The organism is Actinacidiphila glaucinigra (assembly GCF_035918135.1).
Lineage (GTDB): Bacteria > Actinomycetota > Actinomycetes > Streptomycetales > Streptomycetaceae > Actinacidiphila > Actinacidiphila glaucinigra.
The window spans coordinates 3,039,005-3,051,748 of the sequence record NZ_CP109144.1; the positions used below are offsets into that span (position 1 = coordinate 3,039,005).

Here is a 12,744-nt window from a genome sequence, read left to right on the forward strand (position 1 = left end):
GTCGGTCGGCGGCACTCCGGCCGCGGCCTCACCCGGTGGCGTCGTGGGTGTCGACCAGCTCCCGGGCGCGCTTGACGTCGTCGGCCATCCTCTCCAGGAGCGCGTCGATCGTGTCGAACTTCTCCATGCCGCGCAGGTAGGCGAGGAAGTCGACGGCGACGTGCAGCCCGTACAGGTCCAGCCCGACGCGGTCGATGGCGTACGCCTCGACGGTGCGGGCGGTCCCGTCGAAGGTGGGGTTGGTGCCGACGGAGATCGCCGCGGGCATGGCCTCGCCCTCCACGTGCAGCCAGCCGGCGTAGACCCCGTCGGCGGGGATCGCGGTGTGCGGCAGCGTCTCGACGTTCGCCGTCGGGTAGCCCAGGTCGCGGCCGCGCTGGGCGCCGCGGACGACCACGCCCTCGACCCGGTGCGGCCGGCCGAGGATCTCGCGCGCGCCCGCCACGTCGCCCTCGGCGACCAGGCGGCGGGTCATGGTGGAGGAGAACGGCTGGCCGCCGCCCGCCTCGCCCGTCAGGTAGAGGTCGACGACGTCCACCTCGTAGTCGTACTTGAGCCCCATCGCGGACAGGAACTCCACGTCACCGGCGGCCTTGTGCCCGAAACGGAAGTTCGGGCCCTCGATGACCGCCCGCGCGTGGAGCGCGTCGACGAGCACGGTGCGGATGAAGTCGCCCGGCGAGAGCTGCGAGAACTCGGTCGTGAACGGCAGGATCAGCAGCGCGTCCACGCCCAGCTCCGCCATCAGCTCGGCGCGGCGGTGGTGGGCCGCCAGCAGCGGCGGGTGGCTGCCGGGGCGGACGACCTCGCTGGGGTGCGGGTCGAAGGTGACGACGACGGATGCGGCGCCCAGCTCGCGGGCGCGCTCCACGGCCCTGCCGATGATCAGCTGGTGCCCACGGTGGACGCCGTCGTACGAGCCGATGGTGACGACGCTGCGTCCCCAGTCCTCGGGGACGTCCTCCAAGCCTCGCCAGCGCTGCACAGTGACCGCTCCTCGACCGCCGATGATTCTTCGATGTGCAGGTCCAAGCCTGCCATGCCGGGAAGCCCACCGGCGCGGCGCCCCCGGTGACGGGGCCGTTCCGGATCCCGCCCGGCCCCTTCCGGCGGCGCATCGCCCGCACAGCAGCCGGCCGCGGCCCGCCCAGGGCCCCGGGCGCGGCCGGTCACAGGCCCACCGCTTCCGCGGGGGCGAGCTGGTCGCACATGCGCCGGGCGCTGGGGCCGATGACCGCGTCCCACGCCCCGGGGCCCGCGACGTCGAGGCCGTCGGCGGCCAGCCACCCGCGCACCTGCCGGCCGAATCCGGGCGACCCGCTCACCAGCTGCACCAGCCGCCGGTCGAAGAGGGCCGCGCCCTCGGGCGTACGGCAGAGCAGGAGGCCGACCCGGTGCACCAGGTCGCGGGTCGCCGGGGCCGGCCGCCGGGCGCACCCGTCGGCGGCCGCGGTGAGGAGGGCGTCCAGCACGTCCGGGTCGCGCTCCTGGTCCAGCAGGACGTCCAGCAGCTCCCGGCGCAGCGGGCGCGAGGCATGGCTGCCCGGAGCGGCCAGCACGGACGCCAGCACCCTGCGCACCTGCGGCGGATGCTCCCGCAGCAGGCCGGTGACGAGGGGAAGGAGTACCGCGCGGGCGGCCGGGCCGTGCTCCAGGCGGCGGTCGAGGTAGGCCGCCGCGTGCCGGGCGTCCTCCGGGCGGTGGCCGAGGTGGTCCCACACCAGGGCGGCGGCCCGGCGGGACAGCGCCGGGGTGCACACCTCGGCCAGCTCGCGCAGGACCTCCGCGACGCCGGGGCCGGGTTCGCGCAGGCGGGAGTGGAAGGCGGCGAGCACCTGCTCCGGGTGCGTGGGCAGGGCCGCGGCGAGCGCCGCGGCCGGCAGCAGTGGATCGCCCGCCGCGAAGCCGTCCAGGGCGGCGCGCAGATGGAGCGAACGGGTCGCCGGATCCCGCACCAGGAGGCCGAGCGCGGCTCCGTGCAGGGCGCGGTCGACGGGTCTGGCCAGGATCGCCAGGGCCGCGTAGCGCAGCAGCTCGCGGTCGGCGGCGAGCACGGCGTGCGGGGCGGCCAGCAGGCCGTAGGTGGCCGCGTCGGTGTGCCGTTCCGGCCGGTCGTCGTGGGCCCAGCGGTCGACGGCCCGGCACACGGCGGACGGTTCATCCTCGGCGAGGGCCGCCAGCAGTTCCCGGGCACGGGCGTGGTCCGTGGCGGCCAGCGCCTCGGCGAGGTCGTCCACGGCCTGCCGCCGGTGGGTGTGGAGCAGGGCCTGCGCCGCGGTGGCGACCGTCGGCCGGGGGCCGCAGGGCCCGGACTGCAGCAGCCGTTCGTCGGTGAACCAGTCGCACAGCGCGGGCAGCGACGGCCGCGGCGCCCCGGTCAGCACGTCGCCGGCCGCCGTCAGGAACCGCTCCCGCGTGCCGTCCGCTGCGCGCGGCGGGCCGTCGGCGGGCAGCAGCAGCCGCAGCAGCGCCAGGCGCTCCTCCGGGGGGAGCCGCAGCCGCCGCCAGAACCACGGGCCGAACTCCCCCAGCCCCGCACCCTCGTGGAAGCCCCCGGCCTCGATCGAGCGGGCGGTGACGCGTTCCGCCAGCAGCCGCAGCACCTCCCGGTAGGGCGTCGCGTCCGGCACCCCGAGCAGGGTCTCGCCCAGCAGGTGCGCGGCCCACCACACCGCGTCGGCGCGCCGGGCCCCGGCCCGCCCCACGTCGCCGCCCTCGCCGCGCGGCCGGGGCACCCCGTCCAGCAGGACGGTCGCGGCGGCGTCGCGGTCGAGCACGAGGACCAGTTGCCGCAGCCGCCGCGTGAGGGTCTCCGGCCCCGAGTGGCGCGCGGTGAGCAGCAGCGCCTGCACGACCGGGCCGATGCGGTGCCGCGGCACGGGAAGGCAGCGCGGCGCGGAGGGCGGGGCGAGCGGCGGCGCGGGCGGCACCGGCGGCACGGCGCAGTGCCGCGGCTGCGCCGCAGCCCGGGCGGGCAGCCGTACGGGGGCGTCGGCACAGCCGTCCCGGTCACCGGTCGACCAGCGGTGGACGAGGGCGTACAGCGCCCCGTCCAGGTCGAGTTGGCAGCCCTGCAGCCAGTCGCCGAACTCCTCGTGAGCGAAGCGGTATCCGGCGCCGGCCGGCACCACGAGCCCCTCCGTGAGCACCGCGGCCGCCCAGCCGGCGCGCCACGGGAACAGCTCCTCGAAGGACGCCCGGTCCAGTTCGCCCTGCCCGGGGCCCAGGCAGCGCCGGGCCGCCTCGTGCGCCTGCCCGGCGACCCGGGCGGCCAGCCGCCGTACCTCCGTCGGCCGCGCGGGGGCCGTGGCGGCCGCGATGCGGCCCGCGATCCGCAGGCACAGCAGGTCCAGATGGGCCGAGAAGACCTCCGCACGGCCCGGCCGTCCCATGAGGCCGCCGCCGGCGTCCCGGACCTCCGCCAGCAGCCGCAGCGCCAGCGGGTGCGCCGCGTCCTGCTCGGCGAGGGCACCGGCGGGTAGTCCGTGGCGCTCCCGGACGAGCCGCGCGGGCTCCTCCGGCAGGTCGCCGAGGCGGAGGCACGCGGGCAGCGCCCGCGCACCCGGCGGGGTGCCGGCGTCGTGGAGCAGACCGGGCGGGAAGAGCGCGCCGGCCTCCTCCCAGTACTCGGGACGGCACGCCACGATCAGCCGCGCCCCGGCCGACCGCAGCCAACGCGCCGTCCCCGCGGTCCACTCGGGCAGTGCGTGGGCGAGCAGCGGGGGCATCTCCTCGGGAGCGTCCAGCACGACGAGCAACGGTCGCCCCGCGGCGCGCGCCAGGCGGGCGACGGCATCGGGCGACGCGTCGGCCGGTGCGCGCTCCGGCGCCGTCCCGGCGTGCACGATGCGCCCCGCGGCAGCCAGCGCCCGCTCCACGGCCTCCCTCAAACCCGCGTCCCCCGAGCGGAGTTCGGCCCCCCGCAGCCACACTGTGGGCGCCGGGTCCGGGCCCGCGGCACGCCGGGCGGTCAGCGCCTCCAGCTCGGTCGTACGGCCACTGCCGGGGGCGCCCACCAGCCCGAGCACGGGGGCGCACCCCTCCCCCGTGAAGCGCGCCAGCTCCGCCTCCGTCTCGGGGCGTACGACGGCCTCGCGCCAGGCCCGCGGCCGGGCCGCGGATGCGACGGAGGTCGCGGTCAGCTGCAGCGCCCCGGCGATGTTCAGGTGCGGCCCGTACACGGGCACGGTCGCCGCGTTGCGCGCCAGCGCGTCCCCGAGCGCCCCGCCCTCCGCGGGCGCCCGCAGCGGCACCGCGAATCCGCCCGCGCGCCGCCCCGCGTGCAGCGCGGTCACGACGACACCGTGCACGGCACCGGTCTCCGCGTCGATCACCGGCTCCCCCGAGGCGACCGCGCGCAGCGGCTCGTCGTCCCCGCGCGCGCCGTCGAGTTCGTACGCCGCGTCGAGCAGGTGGAAGCGGTCCGTCGCGGTGTACGTCACCGGCGCCGTCCCCACGATCGTGGCCTCCACCCAGGCCGCGCCGCGCAGCCGCACCGCCCGCCCCGGCCCCGCGCTCCGCGCGAACCCGGCCACGGGCAACGGCGGTACGTCCAGCCCCTCCGTCGCCACGAGCGCGAGCCCCAGCTCCGGCAGCGGTGTGATCGCGTGCGCCTCGACGAGGGTCGTCTGTTCCCCGTGCGCGTGCAGCACGAGCCGCACCAGGCCGTCCACGGCCTCGTGGCTCGTCACGAGCGTCCCGCGCCCGTCCCGCGCCTCGACGAGGAACCCCGTCCCCCGCGGCCGTCCGGCCAGGTCACGAACGCGCACCAGCGCCGTGTCAACATCGGCGGGCAGCACCGCCATCTGCGCACCTCCCCGCCACAGTGCCCGTTTCGACCGTAGACGTCCGTTGATCGACAGAACAGATCCCACGTCGAAAGCGCCCCCAAGCGCTCCCTCTCTTCACTCCGAGCGCCTGCCCGTTGGAGTGAATCGATCTTGCGGGGTGGATAGGGACGGGGGGAGGGGGATCGTGCAGCGCGGGCCGCCAGGGGGGAGGGCCCGCGCTTCACGGTTGTGCCGCGAAGTCGTCCGGGGTGCCGCGTGCACGCGGTGCGTTCTGTGGGGCCCGGTTGTTGTGTGCGGGTGCGTTGCGGTCCGGGTGCCCCGGGGCGGCCCGGTTGTCGTGTGCGGGTTGTTTGCGCCTGCGGCGGGCTGTCCCCCGCCCTCCCTCCCTCCCCCAGCCTTCGGCCGGGAGGACCCCCATCCGGCGCGGTCAGTGACCGCCTCGCGCGTGCATGGTGGGCCGGGGTCGGGGCCTCCGGGGCTGCACGTCCTGGACTGGGTTATTTACGTGCATGGCGGGCGGTCCATGTCCGAGCCCCGGATGCTGCACACAAATATCCCGCAGCGTCCAGAACATCCACCCTCCCCCAGCCTTCGGCCGGGGGTGCCCCCACCTCCCCCGCCCCCTCCGTATGACGGGGCGACTGACGGCCGGAGGGGGGGTCAGAGAGCGGTCCGGGGTTGCCGCACGCGTCTCACTGAACGCCCACGGCCGGCTGGTGCTCCATGGGGGGCCATTCTCCAGCGGTAGCTGGGGGTGGTGGCTGAGGCCCGCGCCGGCTTCGCGCGATGATCATGGGGTGGATGGGACCGGAAGGTGAGCGGCCTGTTGTCTTGTACGCGTTCCTGCCCCTTTTCGACCTTCGGCCAGGGGCGGGCTGATTCGGTGCGATCGGTGTGGTCCCAAGACTGAACCTGGTTGTGGCCGCCCGCCGGAGGGCAGGGTGCGTCCCCACATCGGCGCTCGCCGTGATCTGCCGCCTGGCGACCTTCGGCGTCGCCGTGACGGCAAAGCCCTGCGAGCACCCGTGGGCGAGGTGCGCCAGCCGTCCCGCGGGAGGAGCCCCCAGCCACGGGTGCGCGCACCCCTGCTCGGCCTGCGGCCAGAGGATCCCCTGCTGGGGCAGTTCCCAACCGTGCGGGGAGGGGCGCCCCCCATCACCCCCCACCGGCCGTTGGTCGCCCCACGATACGGAGGGGGCGGGGGAGGTGGGGGCACCCCCGGCCGAAGGCTGGGGGAGGGTGGATGTTCTGGACGCTGCGGGATATTTGTGTGCAGCATCCGGGGCTCGGACATGGACCGCCCGCCATGCACGTAAATAACCCAGTCCAGGACGTGCAGCCCCGGAGGCCCCGCCCCCGGCCCACCACGCACGCCGCGAGGCGGTCACTGACCGCGCCGGGCAATCGGGCGGGAGGGCGGGGGAGAAACCGCAACCGCAACCACAACGGACCCGCACACAGCAACCGGGCCCCACAGAACGCCCCCCACCGCAACGGCGCCGCAGGCTCAGCGGAGATTGGCGAGAATCCTCGCCTGCCCCTCCCGCTCTTCGACAAGCGCCAGAAACTCCCCCTCCGGCCCGAACACCGCCGTGGGCACCGCCCCCAGGGACGGGGGCGCGTCCAGCCGCACCCCGTTGCCGAGCAGCCGCGCCTGGCGGTCGTCCACGTCCCACCGGGGGAACGCCGCCGCCGCGGCCTCCGCGATCGGCAGCACCGCGAACGCCTCCGTGAGCTGCTCCAGCGTGCGGGCGAGATCGGCCCCGTAGGGCCCGACACGGGTGCGCCGCAGCGCGGTGAGGTGGCCGCCGACGCCGAGGCCGGCGCCCAGGTCGCGGGCGAGAGCCCGGATGTACGTGCCGGACGAGCACTCGACGGTGACGTCGACGTCGACCACGTCACCGCCGTCGTGCCGCACGTGCCGGACGTCCCGCACCGCGAACGCCGACACCGTCACCGGCCGCGCCGGAAGCTCGAAGTCCTCGCCGCCGCGCACGCGGGCGTACGACCGGACGCCGTTGACCTTGATCGCGCTCACCTTCGACGGCACCTGCATGATGTCCCCGGTCAGCGGCACGATGCCCGCGTCGATGGCCTCGCGGGTGACTCCGTCCGCGGGGACCGAGGCCGTGACCTCGCCCTCCGCGTCGTCGGTGATCGTGCTCTGGCCGAGCCGGATGGTCGCCTCGTACTCCTTGCGCGTGAGCGCGAGGTGCCCGAGCAGCCGGGTGGCCTTCTCGACGCCGATGACGAGGACGCCGGTGGCCATGGGGTCGAGCGTGCCGGCGTGCCCCACGCGCCGCGTCCCGGCCAGCCTGCGCAGCCGGGCCACGACGTCGTGCGAGGTCATACCGCCCGGCTTGTCGACGATGACAAGCCCGTCCTTCATCGGGCGCCGTCCTCCGCCTCGTCGTCGCCCTCGTCGTCGCCCTCGTCCTCGTCCTCCGCAGGCTTGCGGTAGGGGTCGGATTCGCCGGCGTAGGAGGCGTCCGTGGCGGTCTTGCGGACCTCCTCGTCGGCCGCGCGGGCCTTGGCGAGCAGGTCCTCGATCGTGCGCGCGTTCTCCGGGACCGCGTCGGCGACGAACGTCAGGGTGGGCGTGAAGCGCACGCCGGTCTGCCGTCCGACCTCCGAGCGGAGGACGCCCTTGGCGCTCTCCAGCGCCGCCGCCGAGGCGGCCCGCTCCTCGTCGTCGCCGAAGACCGTGTAGAAGACGGTCGCCTCCCGCAGGTCACCGGTGACCCGGGTGTCCGTGATCGTCACATAGCCCAGCCGCGGGTCCTTGATCCGCCTCTGGAGCGTCTCCGCGACCACGACCCGGATGCGGTCCGCCAGCTTGCGCGCCCGCGCGGTGTCGGTCATGCGTGCTCTTCTCTCTTCTCATCACGCTTCGGTACGTGAGTGTCAGTCGTCGTCCCCGTGCACCCGCTGCCGCGCCGACAGCAGGTCCACCTCGGGACGCGAGGCCATCCAGCGCTCGCAGCGTCCGAGGACGTCCTTGATGTGCCCGGGGTCCCCGGACACGACCGCCACGCCGATCTCGGCTCTGCGGTAGAGGTCGTGGTGGTCGACCTCGGCGACGCTCACCGCGAACTTGCGGTGGAGCTCGGCCACGATCGGCCGGATGACGGACCGCTTCTCCTTCAGCGAGCGGACGTCGCCGAGAAGCAGGTCGAAGGACAGCGTCCCTACATACATGGGCATCAGGTCAAGCCGACCTGTGGGGCCTCGTCGTGAACGGTGCGAACACCGTGAACAGCAATCACCACAGTAAAGGCAACGGCCGGGGCCGATCGACGGAATTTACGCTCCGCCAACCGGCCCCGGTCACGTGTACCTCGATCAGACGCGAGGCTTCTCGCGCATCTCGTAGGTCGCGATGACATCGTCGATCTTGATGTCGTTGTAGTTGCCGAGGTTGATACCGCCCTCGAAACCTTCACGAATCTCGGTGACGTCGTCCTTGAAGCGCCGCAGACCCTCGATGTTGAGGTTCTCCGCGACGACCTTGCCGTCGCGCAGCAGGCGCGCCTTGGTGTTGCGCTTGACCTCGCCGGAGCGGATGAGCACACCGGCGATGTTGCCGAGCTTGGAGGAGCGGAAGACCTCGCGGATCTCGGCGGTGCCGAGCTCCACCTCCTCGTACTCGGGCTTGAGCATGCCCTTGAGCGCGGCCTCGATCTCGTCGATGACCTGGTAGATCACCGAGTAGTAGCGGACGTCGACGCCCTCACGCTCGGCCAGCGACGTGGCGCGGCCCTCGGCCCGCACGTTGAAGCCGATGATGATCGCGTCAGAGCCCGCCGCCAGGGTGACGTCGGTCTCGGTGACCGCACCGACACCCCGGTGGAGGATGCGCAGGTCCACGTCCTCGCCGACGTCGAGCTGGAGCAGCGAGGACTCCAGGGCCTCGACCGAACCGGACGCGTCGCCCTTGATGATGAGGTTGAGCTGCTGGACCTCGCCGGCCTTGAGCACCTTGTCCAGGTCCTCCAGGCTGACCCGGCGGCGGGACTTGGCGAAGGCCGCGTTCCGCTCGCGGGCGGCACGCTTCTCGGCGATCTGCCGGGCCGTACGGTCCTCGTCGACCACCAGGAAGTTGTCGCCGGCACCCGGCACGTTCGTCAGACCGAGCACCAGGACCGGGGTCGAGGGGCCCGCCTCGTCGACGGTGTTGCCGCTGTCGTCGAGCATCGCCCGGACACGGCCGTACGCGTCGCCGACCACCATGGTGTCGCCGACCCGCAGGGTGCCGCGCTGGACCAGGACGGTCGCCACGGCGCCGCGGCCGCGGTCGAGGTGGGCCTCGATCGCGATGCCCTGGGCGTCCTGCTCCGGGTTGGCGCGCAGGTCGAGCGCGGCGTCCGCGGTCAGGACCACGGCCTCCAGGAGGCTGTCGATGTTCAGGCCCTGCTTGGCGGAGATGTCGACGAACATCGTCTCGCCGCCGTACTCCTCGGCCACCAGGCCGAACTCGGTCAGCTGACCGCGCACCTTCGTCGGGTCGGCGCCCTCGACGTCGATCTTGTTGACCGCGACCACGATCGGCACGTCGGCCGCCTTGGCGTGGTTCAGCGCCTCGATCGTCTGGGGCATGACGCCGTCGTTCGCCGCCACCACGAGGATCGCGATGTCGGTGGACTTGGCACCACGGGCACGCATGGCGGTGAACGCCTCGTGACCGGGGGTGTCGATGAAGGTGATGGCCCGGTGCTCGCCGTTGACCTCGGTGGCCACCTGGTAGGCACCGATGTGCTGGGTGATGCCGCCGGCCTCGCCCGCGACCACGTTGGTCTTGCGGATCGCGTCGAGGAGGCGGGTCTTGCCGTGGTCGACGTGACCCATGACGGTCACGACCGGCGGACGCGCGACGAGCGCTTCCTCGCCGCCCTCGTTCTCGCCGAACTCGATGTCGAAGGACTCGAGCAGCTCGCGGTCCTCCTCCTCCGGGCTGACGATCTGGAGGGTGTAGTTCATCTCGTCGGCGAGCAGCTGCAGCGTGTCGTCGGAGACGGACTGGGTCGCGGTGACCATCTCGCCGAGGTTGAGCATCACCTGGACGAGCGACGCCGGGTTGGCGCCGATCTTCTCGGCGAAGTCGGTCAGCGAGGCACCACGGGAGAGGCGCACGGTGTCGCCGTTGCCGCGGGGCAGCAGCACGCCGCCCACGGACGGGGCCTGCATGGCCTCGTACTCCTGGCGCTTCGCGCGCTTCGACTTGCGGCCACGGGCCGGACGGCCACCGGGGCCACGGCCGAAGGCACCCTGTGTGCCACCGCGGCCACCCGGACCACCGGGACGGCCGCCGAAGCCGCCACCACCGGGACGACCGGCGAAGCCACCGCCGCCGCCACCACCGGCACCGCCACCGGGACGCGGGCCGCCGAAGCCGCCGCCACCACCGGGACGGCCTGCACCGCCACCGCCGCCGGGACGACCGGCGAAGCCGCCGCCGCCGCCGGGACGGCCTGCACCGCCGCCGGGACGCGCGCCGGGGCCGCCGCCGGGACGACCGGGACCGCCCGGACGACCCGGGGCACCGCCGGCAGCGGGACGCTGCGGCATCATGCCGGGGTTCGGACGGGGGCCGCCGCCCTGCGGGCGGGGCATGCCGCCCGGGGTCGGACGCGGACCACCGGGAGCGCCGCCGCCGGGACGGGGAGCGCCGCCGGGACGCGGACCGGCCGCACCCGGAGCGCCACCGGGGCGCGGGCCGGACTGACCGGGACCGCCGGCGGGACGCGGCGCCTGCGGGCGCGGCATGCCGGTGGAACCGGAGGTGAAGGGGTTGTTGCCCGGACGGGGACCGGCCGGACGGGCCGCGCGGTCACCACCCGGACGGGGCGCACGCTCGCCGCCGGGGCGCGGGGCACCGGGGCCGCCCTGGCCACGGCCGCCGTCGCGCTGGCCGGAACCGGCCGGACGCGCGCCGGGACGCGGGCCCGGGGCACCGGGACGACCGCCGGCGGGACGCTCGGCCTGGGCCGGACGCTCCTGGGCCGGACGCTCCTGAGCCGGGGCGGCGGCCGGCGGGGCGGAGAACTCCGCCTGCGGCACCGGGGTGACCGGCGCGGGCTTGGCCGGGGCCGGCTTGGGACCCGGGGTCGGGCGCGGGCCCGGCGAGGGCGCGCCACCGGCGGGCTTGGGAGTGGGGGCAGGTCCCGCGGCCGGCTTCGGGGCCGGGGCAGCGGGACGGGCCGGCGCACCCGGAGTGGGGGTGGCCGGCATTGCGGGCGCAGCCTTGCGCGGCGCCGCGGGCCTGGCAGCCGAGGGCTTCGAGGCGGAACCGCCGCCGGAACCCTGCAGTGCGTCAGTCAGCTTGCGAACAACCGGCGCCTCGATCGTCGAGGACGCCGAACGGACGAATTCACCAAGTTCTTGGAGCTTGGCCATGACGACCTTGCTCTCAACTCCGAACTCCTTGGCGAGTTCGTATACCCGGACCTTAGCCACTTCGCTCCTTCATGAGGTCCGGGGTGGTCGTCCGCCGGACCGTCGCTACTTCATGGGCGTACTCATCGCGTGCTCATCGAGTGCTCATCGCAATCTCGACCTACTTCCAACTCGCGGGGTACTGACCGCACGGTCGCCCGTACGGTCTTCCTGCCTACTCACGGTGTGCCTGCTCGACGTAACCGCGAAGATCCGCGGTGTCCAGCGTTTCCCGGGCCCGGAAGGCCCGCGGGAACGCCCGGCGGCGGACCGCCAGGTCGAGACAGACGGTGTCGGGGTGCACATAGGCACCCCGACCGGGCAGCGTACCGCGAAGATCGGGAACACATGACTCCCCGACCACCGCCACACGCAGCAGATCGCGCTTGGCCGCTCGCTCCCTGCACCCGATGCACGTGCGCTCCGGGCGTGCTGGGCCATGCGTCCGGCCAGACATCCTTAGTCTACCTCCCCGCGCCGACCTCACCCCTCCGGGTTATTCGACGCACGGTTGTTCCTCGGCCACCCGCGGGTGCTACTGCTCCACCTGCTCGGTGTCGGGCCGGATGTCGATCCGCCAGCCCGTGAGCCGTGCAGCCAGGCGGGCGTTCTGCCCTTCCTTGCCGATCGCCAGCGAGAGCTGGTAGTCCGGCACGGTCACCCGCGCGGAGCGGGCGGCCATGTCGACGATCTCCACCTTGCTCACCCGAGCGGGTGACAGGGCGTTGGCGACCATGTCCGCCGGGTCGTCCGACCAGTCGACGATGTCGATCTTCTCGCCGTTCAGCTCGGCCATCACGGCGCGCACCCGGGCGCCCATCGGGCCGATGCAGGCGCCCTTGGCGTTCAGCCCCGAGCGGCCGGAACGGACGGCGATCTTCGTGCGGTGGCCGGCCTCGCGGGCGATCGCGGAGATCTCGACGGAACCGTCGGCGATCTCCGGGACCTCCAGCGCGAAGAGCTTCTTCACCAGGTTGGGGTGGGTGCGCGAGAGCGTCACGGACGGACCGCGCACACCCTTGGCCACCCGGACGACGTACGAGCGCAGGCGCGTGCCGTGCTTGTAGTCCTCGCCCGGCACCTGCTCCTGCACGGGCAGGATCGCCTCGAGCTTGCCGATGTCCACCAGCACGTTCTTGGGGTCCTTGCCCTGCTGGACCACACCGGTGACGATGTCGCCCTCGCGGCCGGCGTACTCGCCGAAGGTGATCTCCTCCTCCGCGTCCCGCAGCCGCTGCAGGATGACCTGCTTGGCCGTGGTCGCGGCGATCCGCCCGAAGCCGCTGGGCGTGTCGTCGAACTCCCGGGGCTCGGAGCCCTCGGGGGTCTCCGACGGGTCCTCCTTGGCCCACACGGTGACGTGACCGTTCGTACGGTCAAGCTGCACACGCGCGTTGCGGCGGCTGCCCGGCTCGCGGTGGTACGCGATGAGGAGCGCCGACTCGATCGCCTCGACCAGCAGGTCGAAGGAGATCTCCTTCTCCCGGACCAGACCCCGCAGGGCACTCATGTCGATGTCCAC

Annotated in this window: 8 protein-coding genes; all 8 read right to left on the reverse strand. The window is 74.2% G+C overall.

Annotated elements, in window-relative coordinates; all coding sequences use genetic code 11:
- Positions 1 to 28: 28 nt before the first annotated feature.
- Positions 29 to 985, reverse strand: a complete 957-nt coding sequence (locus OIE69_RS13210; RefSeq protein ID WP_326572179.1) for a bifunctional riboflavin kinase/FAD synthetase — start codon at positions 983 to 985, stop codon at positions 29 to 31.
- A 184-nt stretch (positions 986 to 1,169) separates the two neighbouring features.
- A complete protein-coding gene (locus OIE69_RS13215) occupies positions 1,170 to 4,805 on the reverse strand; it encodes a serine protease (protein WP_326572180.1) in 3,636 nt (1,211 codons plus the stop codon).
- A 1,492-nt stretch (positions 4,806 to 6,297) separates the two neighbouring features.
- Entirely contained in the window at positions 6,298 to 7,179 is an 882-nt protein-coding gene (truB, locus tag OIE69_RS13220; protein ID WP_326572181.1) for a tRNA pseudouridine(55) synthase TruB, read from the reverse strand.
- Positions 7,176 to 7,652: a 30S ribosome-binding factor RbfA gene (gene rbfA / locus OIE69_RS13225; protein ID WP_326572182.1), complete on the reverse strand. Its 477-nt coding sequence runs from the start codon at positions 7,650 to 7,652 to the stop codon at positions 7,176 to 7,178. Before rbfA ends, truB begins: the two co-directional genes overlap by 4 nt.
- A 42-nt stretch (positions 7,653 to 7,694) precedes the next feature.
- Positions 7,695 to 7,988 (reverse strand): DUF503 domain-containing protein, encoded by a 294-nt coding sequence (locus OIE69_RS13230; RefSeq protein WP_018562639.1) that lies wholly within the window; start codon positions 7,986 to 7,988, stop codon positions 7,695 to 7,697.
- Positions 7,989 to 8,132: 144 nt separating this feature from the next.
- Entirely contained in the window at positions 8,133 to 11,243 is a 3,111-nt protein-coding gene (gene infB, locus OIE69_RS13235) for a translation initiation factor IF-2 (protein WP_326572183.1), read from the reverse strand.
- Positions 11,244 to 11,397: 154 nt separating this feature from the next.
- Positions 11,398 to 11,679, reverse strand: a complete 282-nt coding sequence (locus OIE69_RS13240; RefSeq protein ID WP_089228831.1) for a YlxR family protein — start codon at positions 11,677 to 11,679, stop codon at positions 11,398 to 11,400.
- A gap of 78 nt (positions 11,680 to 11,757) precedes the next feature.
- Positions 11,758 to 12,744, reverse strand: a complete 987-nt coding sequence (gene nusA / locus OIE69_RS13245; protein WP_326572184.1) for a transcription termination factor NusA — start codon at positions 12,742 to 12,744, stop codon at positions 11,758 to 11,760.

What these genes read in the sequence shown, in the direction of transcription:
- OIE69_RS13240 (WP_089228831.1), bottom strand. Translation starts at nt 11,679, where the DNA reads ATGTCTGGCCGGACGCATGGCCCAGCACGCCCGGAGCGCACGTGCATC.
- truB (WP_326572181.1), bottom strand. Translation starts at nt 7,179, where the DNA reads ATGAAGGACGGGCTTGTCATCGTCGACAAGCCGGGCGGTATGACCTCG.
- OIE69_RS13230 (WP_018562639.1), bottom strand. Translation starts at nt 7,988, where the DNA reads ATGTATGTAGGGACGCTGTCCTTCGACCTGCTTCTCGGCGACGTCCGC.
- rbfA (WP_326572182.1), bottom strand. Translation starts at nt 7,652, where the DNA reads ATGACCGACACCGCGCGGGCGCGCAAGCTGGCGGACCGCATCCGGGTC.
- OIE69_RS13215 (WP_326572180.1), bottom strand. Translation starts at nt 4,805, where the DNA reads ATGGCGGTGCTGCCCGCCGATGTTGACACGGCGCTGGTGCGCGTTCGT.